At 40.1% G+C, this 19,912-nt stretch carries 22 protein-coding genes and 1 riboswitch; of the genes, 6 read left to right on the forward strand and 16 right to left on the reverse strand.

What is annotated here, in order from left to right:
• Window positions 1-309: 309 nt before the first annotated feature.
• Window positions 310-543 (reverse strand): hypothetical protein, encoded by a 234-nt coding sequence (locus IV80_RS07930; RefSeq protein WP_157048834.1) that lies wholly within the window; start codon window positions 541-543, stop codon window positions 310-312.
• A gap of 326 nt (window positions 544-869) precedes the next feature.
• Between IV80_RS07930 and IV80_RS07935 the strand changes: the two genes are divergently transcribed.
• From IV80_RS07935 to cbpA, 3 genes are all read left to right on the forward strand, one after another.
• Window positions 870-1,832: an L-lactate dehydrogenase gene (locus tag IV80_RS07935; RefSeq protein ID WP_057751914.1), complete on the forward strand. Its 963-nt coding sequence runs from the start codon at window positions 870-872 to the stop codon at window positions 1,830-1,832.
• 154 nt (window positions 1,833-1,986) lie between these two features.
• Window positions 1,987-3,378 (forward strand): L,D-transpeptidase family protein, encoded by a 1,392-nt coding sequence (locus IV80_RS07940; RefSeq protein WP_057751917.1) that lies wholly within the window; start codon window positions 1,987-1,989, stop codon window positions 3,376-3,378.
• A 119-nt stretch (window positions 3,379-3,497) separates the two neighbouring features.
• Entirely contained in the window at window positions 3,498-4,145 is a 648-nt protein-coding gene (gene cbpA, locus IV80_RS07945) for a cyclic di-AMP binding protein CbpA (protein WP_057751920.1), read from the forward strand.
• A 232-nt stretch (window positions 4,146-4,377) separates the two neighbouring features.
• On the opposite strand, the gene IV80_RS07950 is transcribed toward cbpA, so the two are convergent.
• Entirely contained in the window at window positions 4,378-4,884 is a 507-nt protein-coding gene (locus IV80_RS07950; protein WP_057751923.1) for a QueT transporter family protein, read from the reverse strand.
• A 7-nt stretch (window positions 4,885-4,891) separates the two neighbouring features.
• Window positions 4,892-4,936: riboswitch (PreQ1 riboswitch) on the reverse strand.
• Between the two features lie 42 nt (window positions 4,937-4,978).
• Here IV80_RS07950 and IV80_RS07955 point away from each other — a divergent pair.
• Entirely contained in the window at window positions 4,979-5,467 is a 489-nt protein-coding gene (locus IV80_RS07955; RefSeq protein ID WP_057751926.1) for a GNAT family N-acetyltransferase, read from the forward strand.
• Here the strand turns inward: IV80_RS07955 and IV80_RS07960 are convergent.
• The 10 genes from IV80_RS07960 to IV80_RS08005 all read right to left on the reverse strand — a co-directional run bounded on the left by IV80_RS07960 (window position 5,452) and on the right by IV80_RS08005 (window position 14,086).
• The gene (locus tag IV80_RS07960) at window positions 5,452-5,817 is read right to left on the reverse strand and encodes a DUF488 domain-containing protein (protein WP_057751929.1); all 366 of its coding nucleotides are present in this window, start codon (window positions 5,815-5,817) and stop codon (window positions 5,452-5,454) included. The two genes, IV80_RS07955 and IV80_RS07960, sit on opposite strands and share 16 nt — an antisense overlap.
• A 98-nt stretch (window positions 5,818-5,915) precedes the next feature.
• The gene (locus IV80_RS07965; protein WP_057751932.1) at window positions 5,916-6,287 is read right to left on the reverse strand and encodes a type II toxin-antitoxin system PemK/MazF family toxin; all 372 of its coding nucleotides are present in this window, start codon (window positions 6,285-6,287) and stop codon (window positions 5,916-5,918) included.
• A gap of 24 nt (window positions 6,288-6,311) precedes the next feature.
• Window positions 6,312-6,578 carry a hypothetical protein gene (locus IV80_RS07970; protein WP_057751935.1) on the reverse strand — a complete coding sequence of 89 codons (267 nt, stop codon included), beginning with the start codon at window positions 6,576-6,578 and terminating at the stop codon, window positions 6,312-6,314.
• A gap of 74 nt (window positions 6,579-6,652) precedes the next feature.
• Complete coding sequence (alr, locus tag IV80_RS07975; RefSeq protein ID WP_057751937.1) at window positions 6,653-7,780, reverse strand: alanine racemase; 1,128 nt, start codon at window positions 7,778-7,780, stop codon at window positions 6,653-6,655.
• Between the two features lie 7 nt (window positions 7,781-7,787).
• Entirely contained in the window at window positions 7,788-8,147 is a 360-nt protein-coding gene (gene acpS / locus IV80_RS07980) for a holo-ACP synthase (RefSeq protein WP_057751940.1), read from the reverse strand.
• Window positions 8,148-8,401: 254 nt separating this feature from the next.
• Window positions 8,402-9,970 (reverse strand): degradosome RNA helicase CshA, encoded by a 1,569-nt coding sequence (gene cshA, locus IV80_RS07985; protein WP_057751943.1) that lies wholly within the window; start codon window positions 9,968-9,970, stop codon window positions 8,402-8,404.
• 172 nt (window positions 9,971-10,142) lie between these two features.
• Window positions 10,143-11,522: a UDP-N-acetylmuramoyl-tripeptide--D-alanyl-D-alanine ligase gene (locus tag IV80_RS07990; RefSeq protein WP_057751946.1), complete on the reverse strand. Its 1,380-nt coding sequence runs from the start codon at window positions 11,520-11,522 to the stop codon at window positions 10,143-10,145.
• Window positions 11,523-11,712: 190 nt separating this feature from the next.
• On the reverse strand, window positions 11,713-12,450 hold the full coding sequence (locus IV80_RS07995; protein WP_236699591.1) for a hypothetical protein: 738 nt from the start codon (window positions 12,448-12,450) through the stop codon (window positions 11,713-11,715).
• Window positions 12,451-12,565: 115 nt separating this feature from the next.
• Entirely contained in the window at window positions 12,566-13,462 is an 897-nt protein-coding gene (htpX, locus tag IV80_RS08000; RefSeq protein ID WP_057751953.1) for a zinc metalloprotease HtpX, read from the reverse strand.
• Between the two features lie 30 nt (window positions 13,463-13,492).
• Window positions 13,493-14,086 carry a LemA family protein gene (locus IV80_RS08005; protein WP_057751957.1) on the reverse strand — a complete coding sequence of 198 codons (594 nt, stop codon included), beginning with the start codon at window positions 14,084-14,086 and terminating at the stop codon, window positions 13,493-13,495.
• A gap of 103 nt (window positions 14,087-14,189) precedes the next feature.
• Here IV80_RS08005 and IV80_RS08010 point away from each other — a divergent pair, with 103 nt between their 5' ends.
• The gene (locus IV80_RS08010) at window positions 14,190-14,654 is read left to right on the forward strand and encodes a low molecular weight protein-tyrosine-phosphatase (protein WP_057751959.1); all 465 of its coding nucleotides are present in this window, start codon (window positions 14,190-14,192) and stop codon (window positions 14,652-14,654) included.
• 112 nt (window positions 14,655-14,766) lie between these two features.
• On the opposite strand, the gene IV80_RS08015 is transcribed toward IV80_RS08010, so the two are convergent.
• On the reverse strand, window positions 14,767-15,468 hold the full coding sequence (locus tag IV80_RS08015) for a class A sortase (protein WP_057751962.1): 702 nt from the start codon (window positions 15,466-15,468) through the stop codon (window positions 14,767-14,769).
• Between the two features lie 88 nt (window positions 15,469-15,556).
• Here IV80_RS08015 and IV80_RS08020 point away from each other — a divergent pair, with 88 nt between their 5' ends.
• Window positions 15,557-16,789: a multidrug efflux MFS transporter gene (locus IV80_RS08020; RefSeq protein WP_057751963.1), complete on the forward strand. Its 1,233-nt coding sequence runs from the start codon at window positions 15,557-15,559 to the stop codon at window positions 16,787-16,789.
• 50 nt (window positions 16,790-16,839) lie between these two features.
• Here IV80_RS08020 and IV80_RS08025 read toward each other — a convergent pair whose 3' ends face one another.
• From IV80_RS08025 to IV80_RS08035, 3 genes are all read right to left on the reverse strand, one after another.
• On the reverse strand, window positions 16,840-17,097 hold the full coding sequence (locus IV80_RS08025; protein WP_057751965.1) for a type B 50S ribosomal protein L31: 258 nt from the start codon (window positions 17,095-17,097) through the stop codon (window positions 16,840-16,842).
• Between the two features lie 200 nt (window positions 17,098-17,297).
• Complete coding sequence (gene rho / locus IV80_RS08030) at window positions 17,298-18,590, reverse strand: transcription termination factor Rho (protein WP_057751966.1); 1,293 nt, start codon at window positions 18,588-18,590, stop codon at window positions 17,298-17,300.
• 9 nt (window positions 18,591-18,599) lie between these two features.
• Window positions 18,600-19,880 (reverse strand): UDP-N-acetylglucosamine 1-carboxyvinyltransferase, encoded by a 1,281-nt coding sequence (locus IV80_RS08035; RefSeq protein ID WP_057751968.1) that lies wholly within the window; start codon window positions 19,878-19,880, stop codon window positions 18,600-18,602.
• Window positions 19,881-19,912 lie beyond the last annotated feature (32 nt).

Here is a 19,912-nt window from a genome sequence, read left to right on the forward strand (position 1 = left end):
TAACACTCCTTTTTGGTACTTATATTGTTTTTCCTGTACCTGACTTAGTCGATAATATTCTCCATTTCGAATTCATTTTCGCCAAGTGTAAATTAATCCATCACTCTTCAGCCCGAGAGTCTGGCATATTTTTCGGCCACTCATGCCACTGTTTAGAAGCCGGACTGTTCAAGTTTCGTTTCATAGGAATAACAATTATTTGTCATAATAAAAACACCTCCGAATAAATTTTACTTTTTTCGAACGTGCTTTTATATGTTTGTATCAAATTATAACTTCAGTTCCTATAGCAATTACAAACATAATTTTTTATTGTTTTTCGACATGACGTATCTCCCAACTGACTACTCCTGTTTTACGCATATAGACAGCTAGTTTTTGGCTTTTTACTGCCGTAACGTAATATGCATTTTTGTCAGACCCCCCTTGAAAATTTGAAGTATCGCTAACTTTATCTTTGCTAGACAGACTTCTTAAAAAGATATATGTATGCTTATTATTAGCAACAGATTTCATTTGCTTATAATTCTTCTCTCTAATCATGCTATCCATCTTGGAATTCACTTGATTAACGGTATACATATCAGAATTTAAATATACGTATGCAACTACGCCACATACGATAATAACTAGCACTCCAAATATTGATAACCATTTTTTCTTTTCATACTCACCCCTCCACTATAACGATAACCCATTATTTAATACTATGAGCATGATTATTTTGTGAAGTTGGCTATAGTAGGTCATTTTTATTCATTTTTTCTATTAAACTTAAATTTTGTGGAAACTTTAATTAGTGAATGCGAAACCAATGCTGAACGTGGTATACTAGTAGCTGAAATTACAAATTGAAAGGATGTCATATTTTGTCTAATACACCAAATCATCAAAAAGTTGTTTTAGTCGGCGATGGCGCTGTTGGTTCTAGCTTTGCATTTGCAATGGCTCAACAAGGAATCGCTGAAGAATTCGTTGTTGTCGATGTTATCAAGGAACGTACTCAAGGAGATGCACTTGACCTTGAAGACGCCACACCATTCACTTCACCAAAGAAGATCTATTCTGGTGAATACTCAGACTGCAAGGATGCGGACTTAGTTGTTATTACAGCCGGCGCACCTCAAAAGCCTGGAGAAACTCGTTTGGACCTTGTAAACAAGAACTTGAAGATCTTATCAACAATCGTTAAACCAGTTGTTGACTCTGGCTTCAATGGTATTTTCTTGGTTGCTGCTAACCCAGTTGATATTTTAACTTATGCAACATGGAAATTCTCAGGATTCCCTAAGGAGAAAGTTATTGGTTCAGGAATTTCATTGGATACCGCTCGTTTACGTGTGGCTCTTGGTAAGAAATTCAACGTTTCACCTGCTTCTGTGGATGCTTACATCTTGGGCGAACATGGTGATTCAGAATTTGCTGGATACTCAGCTGCTACTATCGGTACAAAACCATTACTTGAAATTGCTAAAGAAGAAGGCGTTTCAACTGACGATCTTGCTAAAATCGAAGACGATGTTCGTAACAAAGCTTATGAAATCATCAACAAGAAGGGTGCCACTTTCTACGGTGTTGCCACTGCCTTGACACGTATTTCAAAAGCAATTTTACGTGATGAAAATGCTGTTCTCCCTGTTGGTGCATACATGGACGGCCAATATGATGGTTTGAAGGACATTTATATCGGAACACCAGCTGTAGTCAATGGCTCTGGTTTGGTTCGTGTTATCGAATCACCATTGAATGCTGACGAAAAGCAAAAGATGGCTGCTTCTGCTAAAACTTTGAAGAAAGTTTTGAATGATGGTTTGGCTAACTTAGAAAAATAAGTTCATTTAATCCTTAAATGACGAATCGATCATTTACGAAATCCAATTCGTAGATGGTCGATTTTTTATTAACTCATATTTATAGAAGCATTGCGATTTCCTAATTTTTGCAGTATCTTAAATTATAATATCAAAACGTTTAAGGAGAATCACAATGACACATCACACTCACCACTTTGGCCGAATCTTAGGAATTATTGCCCTACTATTCGTCCTCGCGTACGGGATTGGCACCTACCATTTTTCTCATAATGAACGATTCCTGCCCAACACAAAAGTGGCAAATATTCAAATTGGGAATCAGTCACTGAGTCAGGCCAAAAAAACAATTAACACTCACCTTTTGCAAAAGGACTTCGTAATTAAAGAAAAGGGTCGCACGTTGACTTCTTTTAACCTTCGGAGTGTGAATTTAAAATTAAATTCTCTCACGCCTTTAAAAAGGATTCTTCAAAACCAAAACCCATTTACGTGGCCACTATCCTTTATTCATAGTGCACAAGCAAGTCATTCTTCCACTTTGAACCTTTCTCAGAATGATCAAAAGCTTAGCCAAATCGTATCCAAACACGTTGCCCGCCTAAATCGTCATCGGGCTGCAGGAAAAAGTGCGCGTTTAACAGTTGCAGCTGGGCATGTTAAGCTCGTACGGGCTAGCCAGGGAAATCGAATTGATCCGAAAAAATTAACACAACAGTTGAAAAAATCTTTATCACTTGGTCAAACAGCTTTGACGCTCACAAGTGCGACTTATCTGAGTCATCATTCTTCCAAAAACACGGCAGCACAGCGAGCAGCCACCCAAGCAACGGCTATTTTAAGCGAAAAAGCTATCTATAATATTGCTGGGTATCATTTTAGAATTCCCAAAAAGACCATTGCCAATTGGTTAACCTATCAAAACCAGCAACTTTCTTTAGACCCCACTCAGGTACAAGTCTATGTTTCTAAGCTGAATGCCAAGTATAAAACGTACGGTAAACCCAAGACCTTCACGAGCACTTTGCGAGGTAAAGTGACTGTAAATGGTGGCCTATTTGGATGGAGTTTCCGCATTACCGATGAAAGTGCAGCTTTAAGTGCAGCCATTTTGAGTGGGAAAGACTTTACCCGTCAACCATTGACTCAAGGTACCGGTTATAATACCAATAAACAGATTTTAGGAAATACCTACGTTGAGGTTGATAAAAAAAATCAAAAAATGTTCATTTATAAAAAAGGTAAATTAGTCTTAAAAACAAACGTCGTCACGGGTCTGCCTCCTAAGCAAACTACGACAACCGGTGTCTGGTCCGTTTGGGCAAAGAAACGCCACTCCACACTCCGGGGTAAAGAGGCCGATGGTAGTGCATACGCTTCAAAAGTTAGTTATTGGATGCCCATCGATGATACAGGAATTGGTATTCATGACGCTTCCTGGCAACCAACCTTTGGTGGTGATTGGTATAAAACTCACGGCTCCAACGGCTGTGTAAATACGCCGCCATCTGTGATGCCACGGGTATACAAGTTAGTTGCCTTAGGAACACCCGTGATCGTTTTTTAAAAAAAACTAAAAAGAGTGTGATAAAATAATGAGAAACTTTTATTATCTTATCGCACTCTTTTTGAAAACATGCTATCATTAAGGCTGTGAAGATTACTATTCAGTTGGAGGGATGTTATATGCTCTTAAAATCACTTGTTAAACCCAAAGAACGTTTGACCACTGTGAGAGAGGACGCTACTTTGGAAGAAGCGTTACAAATTCTTGAGGATTCAGGCTTTCGCTGTGTGCCAATATTAGATGAAACTGGTCAATTATTCCGTGGAAACATTTACAAAATGCATATTTATCGTCATAAGTCTCGAGGTGGCGATATGAGCCTTCCTGTGACTACCTTATTAAAGAATGCGACCAAATTTATTTCGGTAAACGCAGCGTTCTTTAATGTCTTCTTTTCAATCAAAGACTTACCGTACATTACAGTTTTGGATGACAATAATCATTTTTATGGGATTTTGACCCATGCACGTTTACTAGATATGCTTTCTCAATCTTGGAATGTGAATGTCGGCAGTTATGTGCTAACGGTCGTTTCAAGTGGCGAACGTGGCGATTTAGCTTCAATGGCTAAGATTATCACTAAGTACACCTCGATTGCCAGTGTCATGTCCTTAGATGCTCAAGGTGGCGAATTAGTTCACCGAACACTCTTTACGTTGCCATCTGATGTTGGCAAGAAAAAATTAGACCGTATTGTGGATAATCTAGAACGTAAAGAATTCCGGGTACCCGAAATTGAAGATTTACAGTCCTACGATCGTATTTAAAATTCGTGATAAAAAAACGAAAAAAAAGGTACTTTTCTTCAAGCATGCGACGCTCGACTTAAAACACTAAAGCAATAAGTTGCTATGGCAACCCAGAAAACCGATAGAGTCTTTTTTTACATCGTCTGGTTTTCGTAGCCAAGTGGATAAGTTAGCCTTTTTGATCCAATTTGCCTATTCAAGTTCAGATACAGAAAGAGACTGGAAAATTCCAGTCTCTTTTTTGTGCAAATTAATTTTCGATACGCTGATTGAAGTGTACGAATCGGTCTAAGTAATACATAATGGGTGCCGTAATAGTCATGATGATCAGCTCAGAAACGGCCGTTGTGAAGTATGTCCACCAAAATGGTAGATTCAGTGTTAACTTGAGTTCTAGAGCTACCAAACACATTGAAACTGTAAACAAGACCGTATTTAGGGCCATTTTTTGCCACATCTTTGGTAGCCGAGGGCTAACATACCCCACGATTAGCAAGGCCAATAATGTTTGTCCAGTTCCAAAGATAACATTTGGAATCGAGTTTCCAGGACCGAATGCATTGAACAACAACACACCAGCCGTAATGCCCCAAATATACTTCTTGTTAAAAACCACCAAATGATTGAGTCCTTCGGAAATTCGAAATTGAATGGCACCTGACGCCAAATTTAAAATACCAACTAATAACGATAGTACGATGTACAAAGCTGCCACCATGGCATTAATAATCCAGGATTTCGTCTGATGATTAGTCATTAGAAATACCTCCTTAGTTTTTTTGTGTGGGATAATTGCGAACCACGAACCTTTTTATGATATCATAAAATCATCCATAATTCAGGAGGCTTTTATGAAAAATACACTGATTATCCGCCCTTTAGCACCCCAGGACGCTGAAACATTATATAAAATGGAAAATGAAATCTGGAATCATAACAATACGCCCGTTGACATTTATTACCCCGATGCCCAATCTTACTTAAAAGATCACTCCGCTAAAGACACCATTGTGGCTTTGATTAACCAATTGCCAGTAGGATCAATTGATTTTCATCCCGCTACTTCTAAAACAGCCTCAAAATACACTTGGACCTTTGGAATTGGAGTTACCCAAAAATACCAATCAGCTGGTGTGGGTGGTCAATTGCTTGAACACCTTAAACAATTAGCTAAGGAAGCTGGCGTTCACAAACTTCATTTGCGGGTTTTGGCAACCAATCCTCGTGCCATTCAGTTTTATAAAAAACACGGCTTCGAAATTGAAGGAATTCTGAAGGACGAATTTTTCCTAGCAGGCATGTTTGTAGCAGATTATCAAATGGCTTACTTTTTAAAGTGAGCTTCAACATATGCTTTTAAAACAACTGCCTGATTATGTGTTTCATCCTTCGCGCCAAATAGAAAAATGACGTTCTGTGTTGTTAATTGAGCCTGGATTTGTGTGACAAACTGGGGCGTAAATGAATTCTCATTTAACTCGGCTTGATATTTTTTTTCAAATTCTAGAAACTTTTGGGGATCATGGTTAAACCACTTTCGAAGGTCGGTACTTGGTCCTATTTCTTTTGCCCACCAATCTAACTTTGCGTTAACTTTAGAAATACCTCGTGGCCAAAGACGGTCCACTAAGACCCGGTAGCCGGACTCATCAACCGGTTTGGTATAAATACGTGCCAACTTAATTTCCATAATTGCTTCCTTTCCAATAAAAAAGTTGAACTAAAAAGGCTAGCTGCCACGTAACAGGCGCTAACCTTTTTCTCTATGTGTAATCGTTCAAACCTTTTTTATGTATGACGCACATTGTCTGCCAGACCCACACTTACCTTCAGTGCCGTGTCAACCTCACGCATTTTATCCGGCGCAAGTTGCCCAACCTGGTCCTTAAGTCGCTGTTTGTCAATTGTTCGAATTTGTTCCAATAAAATCACTGAATTTCGTTCTACGCCCGTCTCTGCAGCTGTAATCCCAACATGGGTTGGCATCTTTGGTTTTTGAATTTTAGCAGTAATAGCTGCCACAATCACGGTCGGACTATAGTGATTACCAATATTATTTTGAATAATTAAAACAGGGCGCATACCACCCTGTTCCGACCCAACTACAGGAGACAAGTCTGCATAAAAAATGTCGCCACGTTTAATATTGGCCTCACTCATTGCAACTGTCACCCCTATATTTAATTAACTCTCTAAAAATTCATTGTAGCATTCATCATCACAAGCCTGAAACTCATGCACAATCTGCTCATTTAAGCTAGCCATTGTCGCATATCCTTCAATAAGTGATTGAACGCGGTCAAATTGATGATCCGTAAAATAAGTTTCGACAACATCATCAGAAACTGAATCTTGACTAACGCCAAACAAGTCACAATAAGCTTGCAAATGGCTTATATTAAGGCCTTTATTCTTATCCGTACTCAATTGATTCTGCTGTTTAATTTCCATGATCAAAACTCCCGTCGCTATTCATGAATTACCATTACTATATCACGTTTTCGTACTAAATGGTAATAAATTTATTAAGCTTTTTGATCATGCAAGTAGTTTCGTGGAATACGTGATGAAAAGCCACAGGCAATTTCATAACTGATTGTCTGCGCAGCTTCTGCAACATCAACCATCGTAATGGCATTTTGTCCACTTTTGCCAACCAAAACCACTTTGGTCCCCACCGGATATGATTGTGGCAAACGAATCATTAATTGGTCCATACAGATTCTTCCAACAATTTCACAATAGTTACCATCTACCAAAACATGAAAGCCCTGCAACCGTCGAGGATAGCCATCTGCATATCCAATTGGCACGGTCCCAATCCATTCGTCATTTTCAGCAGTATACGTAGCACCATAGCCCACTGAACGCCCTTTTTTTAGCTCTTTCACAAAAACTAATGCCGACTCTAAAGTCAGGGCCGGGCTTAAGGGGTAAGGTGCAGATAACACGCGTCCTGATGGATTCATACCATAAAGCGCTATGCCAAATCGTATCATGTTTCCCCCGCATGCTTTATGCCACAGACTGGTTGCCGAATTTGCCACATGAACGTAGCGCGGCTTTTGCTTTAAAACGGCCATAAACGCTTTAAACCGGTTCACTTGCGTCTGAAAGTACGTTTGATCCAACTCGTCTGCCGTCGCAAAATGTGTAAAAATTCCTTCGAATTCAAACTGCAGCTTGTGCTGAATTAAAAAAGCTTCTACGCGTTCTAATTCTGCAGGTTCCTGAAGCCCAATTCTACCCATTCCCGTATCCAGGGCGAGATGGACGCGTACTTTTTGACCATCCTGTAAAAATTCGTCGGCTTTTTCTAGCCATTGCTGACTCCCCACAGCCACCGAAATGTGTTGGTCTGCAAGTAATGGTGCGTATTGAGGTGCCACAATACCCAGAATTAAAATGGGCTGTGTAAAACCCGCTTCACGCAGGGCTAATGCTTCGTCCAAGATGGCCACACAAAACCCGGTTGCCCCGGCCTCCAGTGCGTAGCGTGCCACGTGAAGTAAACCATGACCATAACCGTTGGCCTTAATCACCGCAAATAAATCCGTTCCCGATTGCATACGTAGTCGTTCTTGCTGAATATTTTGTCGAATAGCTTGTGCATCCACTTGAATTATAGTTGGTCGATGAATCCCTGCGTTCATAAAAATATTATCCTTCCTGTTCTAAAATAACTTGTGTCATGACAAATTGACTCGTGTGCGATATAGAAACGTGCGCTATCCCAGTAAACGGCTGCTTTCTAACGACAGGTTTTCCGGACGGCTCATCAAGGATTTCAATATCTTGAAATCCTATCTGTGTGCCTAACCCAGTGCCATACGCTTTACTGTACGCTTCCTTAGCCGAAAACCGGCCCGCTAAAAATTCTGCGGCACGCCTCTGCGTTAGCTTTTGATAGACTGCACGTTCTTTTTCAGTTAAAACCCGTTGTGCAAACTTAGGTAAGCGCGCTTGGATTTTAAAGACACGATCAATTTCAGTAAGATCAATTCCCATTCCATAAATCATAGACTCATCTCCAAGTTAAGTTACCCTCATTCTATCAGATTTAAATTAGACGTTGGTCAATTTTTATTTATTGACGTAATGACATCATCCTTTCAAGTGTAGAACGTACTCTAAAGAAAGTAAACTTCATCTTTCTCAATGCAAAGTGAAATCCATTCACATTATTAAACCAAAAAATGCGAGTCCCTCAAACTCATTTATTGAGTTGCGGGACCCGCATTTTTGACTTACTAATTCAATTTCAACTTAACTGACTAGTTATGTTCACGAATCGTAAATTTTCGGTTAGACGAAGAATGGCGATTGCCATTGCTACTATTACCATGGCTACTGCCACTGTTCTTCTTGTAATTTCCATGACTGCGATCGGACTTACCATACTTATCACGATCCCGGTTGCCACGATAATTACCATTACCATGGCGGTTGTTATTACCACGATAGCCGCCACCACGGTGACCGCCATTACCATGATAATTACCCCCATTGCCCTTTTTATGTTTTGGCAATGGTCGTTCAGGCGTGATTCGCACCTTAACTTGGCTAGAATCAGCTTTTGTCTTGCTATTTAGTAAAGCAGCCGCCAATTGTTCTGGGGTATACTTTTCTAATAATTCTTTGGCTTGATCACTAAATTGATCATCTTGTGTTTTAGTCACAAGATCTTCAATTTCTTGTTCTGCAATTGCCACACGGCCTTGGAAGGCTTCATCATTTGTTGGTGGCTTAAGTGGCAACATGCGCTTCTTTGTAAGCTTTTCAACCTCGCGAAGATAATCCATTTCCCAAGGAGTCACAAATGTGACAGAAACACCATGAGCACCGGCACGACCCGTACGTCCAATTCGATGAACATAACTATCAGGATCTTGTGGAATGTCATAGTTATAAACATGTGTCACACCCGAAATATCTAATCCACGAGCTGCTACATCAGTAGCCACAAGAATATCAATTTGTCCATTTCGGAATTTTTGCAAAATGCTGGAACGGCGTTGTTGCGTCAAATCGCCGTGAATACCAGCAGCATTATAACCACGAGCTTCAAGGCCACGAGAAACTTCATCCACACGGCGTTTTGTACGGCCAAATACCAAGGCCAGTGCTGGATTTTGAACATCTAAAATGCGGGTCAACATATCAAATTTTTCAAATTCTTTTGATTTAATGTAATATTGATCGACCAAATCAGCTGTAAGCTCTTTAGACTTAACTGTAATTTGTTCTGGGTCAGTCATGAACTTAACCCCAATTTTCTTCATTGCAGGTGGCATCGTTGCAGAGAACAACAGTGTCTGACGACTATCTGGTGTTTCTGAAATAATTGATTCGATGTCTGGCAAGAAGCCCATGTCCAACATGTCATCGGCCTCATCAAGCACTAATGTCTGAACATTTTCCAATTTAATTGTATGACGACGAATATGGTCTAATAAACGTCCTGGTGTTCCAACAATAATTTGGGGATGGCTCTTTAGGTTTTTAATTTGGCGACGAATATCTGCACCACCATAGACCACTTGAACTTTAACATGTTTGGCTCTTCCTAAACGGTAGAGTTCTTCTTGAGTTTGAATGGCAAGTTCCCGAGTTGGGGAAACTACTAATGCCTGAACGTTTGGATTGTCAGTATCCACATGTTCCAAGATAGGTAATCCAAAGGCCGCTGTCTTTCCCGTTCCTGTTTGAGCCTGGCCAATAATGTCCTTACCAGCTAAAACGTGGGGAATAGTCTGTGCCTGAATCGGGGTTGGTTCTTCATAACCACTTTCTTGAATGGTTTTTTGCAACTCATCCGATAAATCAAAATCTGTAAACTTCAAATAATTTTCCTCCTAGTGAAATCGTGAAGTGCTTCTGTCAGAATCCAAAAGAAAATCCGTCCTTTTATCCTGCGGTTCTGAGAAGTCACTGCTATAAACATAACCTTAACATCATACACCCGTGAATATAAATAAGCAAACCAGACCAATTAGGCCAGTTTGCTTAATTTGACTATTCTGCCTTTTGTAAAGCCGATAAAACCTTTTCAAGGTGAATCCCATGGCTTCCCTTAATCAAAACCTCATCTTGATTTGTCAGTTTTACCTGCAAATCCTCAATTAACTGTGTTTCTTCATTTACAGCATACCAATGAATTTGATTTGCTTCATATTTATTTTTCAAGCCTTCAGCTAAAGCCTTCATATGGGTTCCCACTAAATAAACTTCCGAAATAAGCTGTGGATCCAAGTATGCACGAAGACTCGCGTGCATTTCATCCGACTGTTCTCCCAGTTCCAGCATATCGCCCAAAACCACAAACCGTTTTCCTTTAGTTTCTGTTTGACTGAATGAGCTAATGACCTCTTTAGCCGCCGTTGGATTGGAATTATAGACATCACTCAAGATTAATTCGCCGTTTTTTCCCGATACCCATTCCGTTCGATTATGTGTCACCCTAAAGTTCCTAAGTGCAGCAACTGTCTGGGCAGGATCGATATGATAGGCTTTGGCTACTGCAATCGCAGCAAGCGCATTCATCACGTTATACTCACCAATCATGGGAATCTCATAAGTCTGGTTAGGTACTAAATTAATCTCAAAAGTGGTATGATCCCGTGCAGTTTGAATATTGGTTGCAAACAATTCGTCAGCCGCATTGCTACCAAAAGTATATTGCTGCTGTTCAACTTGTTTGCTGCGCTCACGCAAGAGTGGTTCGTCTCCATTATAAATAAACAAACCATCTTCTTTTAAACCATCGGTAATCTCCATCTTGGCATCCGCAATCTTATCACGAGAACCGAAGAATTCAATATGGGCTTCCCCAATCATAGTAATAACTACCGTGTCTGGTTGAGCCATTTTACTCAAGAAATCAAGCTGACCAGGGCGATCCATCCCCATCTCAACCACGACAACCTCAGTATTGGCATTCATATTTAGTAGGGTAACTGGAACCCCAATCTCATTATTAAAATTAGCTTCTGTTTTTACCACGTTGAACTGTGTTTCTAGCAATGAAGCTGTCATATCCTTGGTCGTGGTTTTCCCATTACTACCAGTAATTGCGACCACTTTGGGATTGATTTTTCGTAAATAGTACACAGCTAGCTTTTGTAAACTTGCGAGTGGATCATCAACAATTAATGCCGGATAGGCGCTGGGCACATTAGGATGATCTTTGGCCCACAAAGTGGCTACTGCTCCGTTCTTTATTGCGTTATCCACAAAGTCATGACCATCTCGTTGACCTTTCAATGGAATAAATAATGAATTTGGTCGTACCTTGCGGCTATCAAACTCAACGTTTGCAATCGTAATTTCCTGCCAGCTCTCAGGTACGTCATCAATTCCAATCGCATTGGCAATCTCTGTCAACTGCATTTTCATTTTATCCATTCTCCTAATCTCTAATTTAGAACCCTTAAATTATACCACATTCAAATTCTTCGCCATTTTGAATTGAAATAAAAAAACTGAACTTCATATTTGTTTGTATCAATTCACAGTCCCTTTTATCCAAAACTGTAACTTGAAAAACAAACATGTCGCCCAATTTTTACTTTAGTTTTTTACAATATTAATAAAACTGATCGTCTTCAAACGCACTCGAATCCGTAATCACCAAATGCCAGTGTCCACTAATCATATTGTACCGTAACACAGCCACTTGGGTTGCTTGGGTATAAAGTGATGTGCGACTCCGATAGATAGGTGATTGGGCATTGTCCTTCACCACTAAAATTGGAATTCGATATTGCTTTTCCTGTTCGAATGCTTGGTCAAAAGCAAAAATAATGCCACTGCTTAAAATTGGCGTTAATTGGCGTAGCAGCGTTTGTGGAATATCTGCAAAATTTTCATATCGCCTAAACATTCGTCGCTCATTAAACGACTGCCGTGTATGTCGGATAAGCGAGCCGTTTAAAACCGGATAAAAGTTTTTCAGCTGCCGATAATAAATTTTAAGCTGTTTACTGGCCAGTGACAAAAACACAAAGTCATTTTGTAACTTATAAGAAAATGGTGTTGTGTAATGTGTATGCATGTGCCCCAAATATAACAATTCAGCAATTTCTTCTGGAAGTAATTCGTCTAATCCTTCCGGACGTGAATAATCTAACCAGCTCACGTGATCCGCCTTAGGGTTGGTCAAATATTTACGGATATTAAACGTCCCGCTCACTGTATTCAATTGTGTATGATTATCAATACTTAAATTATCATTTACCGGTGTATTCAACACCAAAATATGCGTTGGTATTCTTGGAATGCCACGTAAGAAATCTTCAACACTTAGTCCTCTTGAATAAATCAAGTTTGCAATGGGCTCCAAGTGGATATATACGAAATCATCCCGCATAATCTTAATAGCTCACTTTCAATATTTTATCGTTCACCTAATCATTGTACGCTAGTTTTCAGCAAATGACTTACATCTTTTCAAGTCTTGCAATTCGATCTGCAATGGGCGGGTGTGTATCAAACAAATGCGATATTCCCCCCTTTTTACGCAAGGGATCAGAAATGTACAGCGCTGAGCTAGTCGGATCCGCCGCTTGCATCGGTTGACTATCAGAAATTTTTTCTAAGGCATGAATGAGTCCTTGGGGATTTCGAGTCAATTCCACACTCGAAGCATCCGCTAAGTACTCTCGATTCCGTGACAATGCCATTTGGGCAATAGAAGCCGCAATTGGCCCCAGTATAATCAACACAACTGATAGGATTAAGAGAATAATTTGCGCACTTCCCCCCTCAGAATCGTTATTGTTTCGGCGACGACCTCCGCCCCACCAAAATGAATGCATCCCAATATTTACAAGCATTGAGATAGCTGCAGATAACGCTAAGGCAATGGTTTGCAACCGAATATCGTAGTTACGTACGTGAGAAATCTCATGCCCTAAAACGCCTTCCATTTCTTCTCGGTTCAATCGTTGCATAATACCACTTGTAACGGCAACAGCAGCATGTTTAGGATCATTACCCGTGGCAAACGCGTTTGGACTGGGATCATCAATAATATAAACCTTGGGCATGGGCACTTTACCCACTAAAGCCATATCTTCAACAATATGCCAAAGCTCAGGCTGCTCCTGTTCACTAACCTCGTGGGCATGATTCATGCGCATAACGACCGAAGTGGACTGTGAAATCATGATTCCCATATAGATGACTGCGATCACTGCCGACATGATGAGTCCCGAAATCGCACTATCATAGAAAACATACCCCAACGCACCACCAATTAAGAGGACCAGTAACGTAAAGCCGATCATCACATAAATGGTGCGTCGTTTATTTTGTGCAATTTGTTGAAATAGCAACGTTAACCACTCCTTGCTTAGCGAACACTTTTATAAATCCTCATATTTTTTGAAGGATACCTCTGGGGTTTTGGTTTCTTCTTCAGGCACCTGTAAATAAGTAGCCTCTTTAAAGCTCGTGACTTTCGCCACAAAGTTACTTGGAAAAGTCTGTAGCTTCATATTGTAGGTCGCGACACTTGAATTATACAGTTGTCGTGAGTACGCAATTTTATTTTCGGTATTGGTGAGTTCTTCCATTAACTTACTAAATTCCGCGCTGGCCTTTAAATCTGGGTAGTTCTCTGATAAAGCGAAAACGCTTTTTAGCTGATTACTTAATTGATCCGATAAAGCCATTGTTTGTGTGCGTTCTGCAGCCGTACTCTGTGGTGTACCGGTTGCGGCCACTAATTGATTACGCAACTCTACAACCTTTGTTAAAGTGCTCTTTTCATAAGATGCATACCCTTGTACAGTTGAAACTAAATTGGGGATCAAATCATTACGCCGTTTTAATTGCACATCAATCTGACTCCATGATTCTTGAGTATAGGTACTGGCTTTAACCAGATTGTTATATAATAAAATAAACAGTCCAATTAAAATGACGACAATCACTGCGATTACTATTCCTGTTGTCATACGAATTCTCCTCTACGTTTTGATACCTTGATAATACCAGACGCTCGATCGTTTATAAAGCTAAAGGACTGAATTCAAACAATATTTAATATTAGGTGGTTTTATGGAAAAAATTTTATTTGTTTGCTTGGGTAATATCTGTCGTTCTCCGATGGCTGAAGCAATCTTTCAACAAAAATTAGTTGCGCAAAAGTTACAAAATCAATTTTGGGTGGACTCCGCCGGTACTAGTGATTGGGAAGCCGGAAACCCCGCTCATCCACAAACCTTAGCCGTTTTAAAAAAACATCATGTGGCTCACAACCCACTTATTTCCAGACCAGTCACACAAGCTGATTTTGAAAAATTTGATTGGATCATTGGTATGGATCATCAAAATGTCCGTGATTTAAAGGCATTAGCGCCCGATTATGCAAAATCTAAAATTAGGCTCTTTATGTCCGTTGCTCCAGAAAATTCGGCGGCTGACGTTCCCGATCCCTGGTACACGCACAAATTCGAAGCCGCCTATCAGCAGATAAATGCTGGTGTGGTTGATTGGGTAGCTTTTCTAAGCCATAAAAAGTGACATAAAAAAGCGACTGAAATTTTATTTCAGTCGCTTTTGGTTTCCAAACTTTATTAGTCGGAATCGCGGAAAAGGCTATGTTTGAAGTTAAAATACTTTTTTCTAGCCCTTTTTATTTATTATTGAAATTTTTAGAAAAACTGCTCTGAATTTTCTTTGGTGCCTTCTTATATGCCATGGAACTTTCGTATTTTCCTCGAATCATCAAACGTTTGGCCCCCGTCGCATCACAGGTAATTAACGTAATTAATTTTTGATTAGGCACATCATTAATCACATCAACTCTGGTAGCCGCAATAAACTTTCGCTCTGTTGCTTTATAGGTATAAATACGTTTTAAATCCGTGACGTAAATCTTCATACCTGGGCGCATTTTCCAGTACAACGGACTAAACAAAATATCCTTGCGTACCATATGATGCCCAGCTAAAGCATAGTTGCCTTGGCCCATCTTCATGTCCGCTTTCAACGTCGCAGCTGCTAACGCTAAATTTTCATTCGTCACGCCGTTTGCAATGGGCAAATTAAGCTTCACTTGCGGAATGCTAATCTCTCCGACCACATTTAGCTTAGATGAATTGGCCCGGGCCTTTGCCACGGTCTGAAAGTCGAGTGATTTGACACTTCTAAAATTATAACTTGCTTTTTTATGCTTATTCTTCGTAATTGTTTGTTGTGTGATTTGTGGCTTATAGGAATCCACCAACCAGTTCTTAATTTGTTCATTGAAAATCAGTGCCAGACTAACTAGCAGTAATAAAAAGATCAAAAAAGTTGTTAGCCAATTTCTCACACGATGTTGTTTTCTTTGCATATACTTCTTCTCCCCTGTGTTCTCGAATAGTGGTATCCTAATAAATATAGTTTTTAACTCATTAAAACTTTTTTAAAGGAGGATAACTTTGCTTTCAAAATTTAAAAAAACCATTTTTAAAAAGCGGGCACCTTGGGAACAGAACTTAGTTGTCCTTTGGTTTGGAACCTTTATGGCCGGCATGGCATTTAGCGAAGTCATGCCTTTCTTGTCGCTTTACGTGGATACACTTGGCCAGTTCTCCAAACAACAACTCTCATTCTACAGTGGGATTACATATTCTGCAACTTATTTGGTGACCGCTTTCGTTTCACCACTTTGGGGACGCTTAGCCGATAGTAAAGGGCGCAAATTGATGATTTTACGTGCCTCACTAGGTATGGCCTTTGTGATTGGTGCTATGGGACTGGTGTCTAATATCTGGCAACTGATTGCCTTACGGATGATCCAAGGCTTCTTCTCCGGTTACATCAGCAATGCCAACGCACTGCTGGCCACCGAAACCCCAAAAGAAAAAAGCGGGTTAGCCTTAGGCACCTTATCCACCGGCTATGTCAGTGGAAATTTAATTGGACCATTGCTTGGCGGGCTTTTAGCTGAATTCTTTTCTTATCGGATTACTTTTTTTATAACTGGTGCTGTTTTATTAATTGTTTTCTTCCTCAGTTATTTTTTTGTACACGAACATTTTCATCCTGTTCAACGTGCCAAACCGCTGTCTACAAAAGAAGTGATTGGTAAATTACAAAATCCTAAAATTGTTTTTGGCATGTTTTTAACAACCATGATTATTCAAGCCTCTAACAATTCCATTACCCCAATTCTAAGTTTATATGTACGTCAACTTATGCAAGGAATCGGCCCCGTCACTTTAGTAGCCGGTGTGGTGGCCGCCGTTCCTGGCATTGCCACATTATTCTCTGCACCACGATTGGGTGAACTAGGAGATCATATTGGTACAGAAAAAATTCTGTCAATTGGTTTTATTTTTGCCATCTGCATGTACATCCCCATGGCTTTTGTGAATTCTGTTTGGCTGCTAGCCTTCTTCCGATTTATGGTGGGCATCTCAGATGGTGCCATGCTGCCCGCTGTGCAAGCCATCCTGTCTAAACGTTCTCCAGCAGAAGTCACCGGAAGAGTTTTTAGCTGGAACCAATCGTTTCAAGCTTTAGGAAATATGTCGGGTCCTCTAATTGGCTCTGCTGTATCTGGATCCTTTGATTACGGTGCCGTTTTTATTTCTACTTCTGTATTAGTTGCATTAAATTTTATTCTTGTTCAGATTGTCTCGCGATTAGAACAAAAAAAAGCAAATTAAAAAAGCTCATATCAGCGGTAATGCTGATTCGAGCTTTTTTAATTTTACTATTATTTGTTGTCGTCTGAAAAACCGTACTTCTTGTTGAAACGATCGACTGTTCCGTCGACTTGGTTGAACTTCTGACGGCCCGTGTAGAATGGGTGTGAATCAGAAGAAATTTCAACACGAACTAATGGATATTCTTTCCCATCGTCCATCTTGATGGTTTCATCAGAAGTCTGGGTAGAACCAGAAATAAACTTATAACCAGTTGTTGAATCTTGAAAAACAACTTCGTGATAATCTGGATGAATTCCTTTTTTCATTATAATTACGCTCCTTTGCCATGAGTCATTTACTGAGACATAGTTATTTATACTAATTAGTCAACGTCCACTATAATATCATGAATATTTGTTAGACGCAACTCCACAATTGTCAAAAATCACCAACAAATCTTGTGACGTCTGGCTTAGTAGCCAAATTGGCCTTACTAGCTAACAATGCCTTTTCAAGTAACAATATTTTACCTCGAATTGCGACGTCGTGTAGTTGATTTAAACTTCACATTTTCAATATCTTGTAAAAAGTCACGATCATTTTTGGTATTACGCAAAAACTGCAGAAGTTGTTCCGTTGTTTCTAGTGAATCGCCAACCATTGCCCGGCGAATCCGCCAAATTTGATCCAATACTTTTTGCGAAAGTAGCAATTCTTCTTTACGAGTACCAGACTGTTTGATATCTAGCGCCGGAAAAACTCGTCGCTCTGCCAGTTCGCGTGATAATGTTAATTCAGAATTACCGGTTCCCTTAAATTCTTCGTAAATCACATCATCCAAACGACTCCCCGTCTCAACCAATGCCGTCCCTAAAATGGTCAAACTGCCGCCCTCTTCAATATTCCGTGCGGCACCAAAAAACTTTTTGGGCTTATAGAATGCTGCAGGATCAATACCACCGGAGAGCGTACGTCCACTTGGTGGAATGACTAAGTTATAGGCACGTGTCAGGCGTGTAATGGAATCTAACAAAATGACGACGTCTTCTTTATCTTCTACTAAACGTAACGCGCGCTGTAAAACTAATTCGGAGACACGAATATGATTCTTTGGTTCCTTATCAAACGTTGACGACACAATTTCACCCTTAATGGAACGCTCCAAATCCGTAACTTCTTCGGGTCGTTCATCAATGAGTAAAACAATTAGTTTTACTTTCGGGTAATTGGTTGCAATTCCATTTGCAATTGATTTCAATAAGGTGGTTTTTCCAGCCTTAGGCGGTGCCACAATCAAACCGCGTTGGCCGAAACCGATGGGTGTGAAAATATCAATTAATCTGGTAGCTAGGTTTTTCGAGGTTGTTTCTAATTTGATTTGTTGCTTTGGATAAATTGGTGTAAGTGCAGGAAAATGAGGACGTTGCTTGGCTTCTTCCGGATTTTTACCGTTCACACGATCTACGTGCATCAAACCATAGTATCGTTCCGAAGGTTTCGGATGCCTTGCTTTACCAGTCACCAGATCCCCATTTCGCAGACCAAAACGGGTAATCTGAGACGCTGAAATATAAATGTCCTCTTGAGATGGTCCGTAATTAATAGGTCTCAGAAAGCCAAAGCCTTCCTGCGAGACGATATCCAAAACGCCTTCCATCTCTACGAAGTCTTGTTCTTTAGCTTGTGCACGAATAATTGCTAAAGATAATTCGGCCTTATTCATTTGCCCATAGTACGGAATCTTAAACTGACGTGCAAATCCATAAATTTTTTTGAGCGTCATATTTTGAAGCTCCGCCATTGTCAAAAAATCGCTCATGCTTTACCTCTATTTAATTCTTTCTTCTTCATCACTAACAATCTCAATATCGGCACCCAATTGTTGTAATTTGTAGACAATGCGATCATAGCCACGTAAAATATTTTCGGCTTTATTAATCGTTGTCGTGCCATTTGCCATAAGTCCTGCAATCATCAAGGCAGCCCCAGCACGTATTTCACCGGCTTCAACTTCGGCACCGTGGAGCTGTTCCGTATGGGCCACGATAATAATGTCATTTTCAACCCGAATATTTGCTCCCATTTTTTGCAGCTGAGCAATGTGCTTAACTCGTTTAGGATAAATAGTATCCACGATGACACTATTGTCTTGTGCTTTTAACAAAGCAGGCGTGATTGGTTGCTGAAGATCAGTCGCAAATCCTGGAAAGGGATTGGTTTTAATTTCGATCCCGTGAAGATTCGTGGCTTCTGGTACAAAAATACTATCTTCATCCACAACCAAATCAACACCGAGTTCGAGTAATTTTGAATTAAAGGATTCTAAATGCTCCGGAATAATGTTGTTAATCTGAATGCCTGTACCAACCGAAGCAGCCAGAGATAGATATGTCCCAGCTTCAATACGATCTGGAATAATCGTATGTGTGGCATCAGTGCCCAGACTGTCAACACCATCAATACGAATGACGTCCGTACCGGCTCCCCGAATCTTAGCGCCCATACTATTCAAGAAAGTCACTAAATCAATAATTTCAGGTTCACGAGCTGCATTTTCAATAGTAGTTTGTCCATGTGCTTTAACTGCAGCCAAAATCACATTAATTGTCGCACCTACTGAAACCACGTCTAAAAAGATATGTGCCCCATGCAGTTCTCTGGAATCAGTTGTAATATAGACAGAATCATTTTTTTCGTTAACGGTCGCTCCTAGTGCTTTAAACCCCTTGATATGTTGATCAATGGGACGCGGGCCAATATTATCTCCACCCGGAAAACTTACTGTGGCACGTTTGAATCGACCTAGCAATGCCCCCATAAAATAGTAGGAAGCACGCAAACTTTTAATGGCCTTACTAGGCAAGGCACTTTCAATTATATGAGTTGGATCAATTTCCATGACACCATTTTCAAACGTTGAATGCACATTCATAGATTCAAGAATAATCATTAAGTTATGAACATCCAAAATGTCAGGAACTGAGTCCAGGCGGACAGGGGTGTCAGCTAGTATTGCAGCTGGAATCAAAGCTACCGTGCTGTTTTTAGCACCGCCAATGGTTACTTCACCGGAAAGTTGTTGTCCGCCACGGATTACCATTTTCTTCATGTGTACTTTCCTCACTTATCAACATGCTAATA

Origin of the sequence: Pediococcus cellicola (genome assembly GCF_001438655.1) — a bacterium.
Lineage (GTDB): Bacteria > Bacillota > Bacilli > Lactobacillales > Lactobacillaceae > Pediococcus > Pediococcus cellicola.

What these genes read in the sequence shown, in the direction of transcription:
- IV80_RS07955 (WP_057751926.1), top strand. Translation starts at nt 4,979, where the DNA reads ATGAAAAATACACTGATTATCCGCCCTTTAGCACCCCAGGACGCTGAA.
- IV80_RS08005 (WP_057751957.1), bottom strand. Translation starts at nt 14,086, where the DNA reads ATGACAACAGGAATAGTAATCGCAGTGATTGTCGTCATTTTAATTGGA.
- IV80_RS07940 (WP_057751917.1), top strand. Translation starts at nt 1,987, where the DNA reads ATGACACATCACACTCACCACTTTGGCCGAATCTTAGGAATTATTGCC.
- IV80_RS08015 (WP_057751962.1), bottom strand. Translation starts at nt 15,468, where the DNA reads ATGCAAAGAAAACAACATCGTGTGAGAAATTGGCTAACAACTTTTTTG.
- acpS (WP_057751940.1), bottom strand. Translation starts at nt 8,147, where the DNA reads ATGATTTATGGAATGGGAATTGATCTTACTGAAATTGATCGTGTCTTT.
- IV80_RS07965 (WP_057751932.1), bottom strand. Translation starts at nt 6,287, where the DNA reads ATGAGTGAGGCCAATATTAAACGTGGCGACATTTTTTATGCAGACTTG.
- IV80_RS07970 (WP_057751935.1), bottom strand. Translation starts at nt 6,578, where the DNA reads ATGGAAATTAAACAGCAGAATCAATTGAGTACGGATAAGAATAAAGGC.
- rho (WP_057751966.1), bottom strand. Translation starts at nt 18,590, where the DNA reads ATGAGCGATTTTTTGACAATGGCGGAGCTTCAAAATATGACGCTCAAA.
- IV80_RS07930 (WP_157048834.1), bottom strand. Translation starts at nt 543, where the DNA reads ATGATTAGAGAGAAGAATTATAAGCAAATGAAATCTGTTGCTAATAAT.
- IV80_RS08010 (WP_057751959.1), top strand. Translation starts at nt 14,190, where the DNA reads ATGGAAAAAATTTTATTTGTTTGCTTGGGTAATATCTGTCGTTCTCCG.
- IV80_RS08025 (WP_057751965.1), bottom strand. Translation starts at nt 17,097, where the DNA reads ATGAAAAAAGGAATTCATCCAGATTATCACGAAGTTGTTTTTCAAGAT.
- IV80_RS07960 (WP_057751929.1), bottom strand. Translation starts at nt 5,817, where the DNA reads ATGGAAATTAAGTTGGCACGTATTTATACCAAACCGGTTGATGAGTCC.
- IV80_RS07990 (WP_057751946.1), bottom strand. Translation starts at nt 11,522, where the DNA reads ATGAAAATGCAGTTGACAGAGATTGCCAATGCGATTGGAATTGATGAC.
- alr (WP_057751937.1), bottom strand. Translation starts at nt 7,780, where the DNA reads ATGAACGCAGGGATTCATCGACCAACTATAATTCAAGTGGATGCACAA.
- cbpA (WP_057751920.1), top strand. Translation starts at nt 3,498, where the DNA reads ATGCTCTTAAAATCACTTGTTAAACCCAAAGAACGTTTGACCACTGTG.
- IV80_RS07950 (WP_057751923.1), bottom strand. Translation starts at nt 4,884, where the DNA reads ATGACTAATCATCAGACGAAATCCTGGATTATTAATGCCATGGTGGCA.
- IV80_RS08035 (WP_057751968.1), bottom strand. Translation starts at nt 19,880, where the DNA reads ATGAAGAAAATGGTAATCCGTGGCGGACAACAACTTTCCGGTGAAGTA.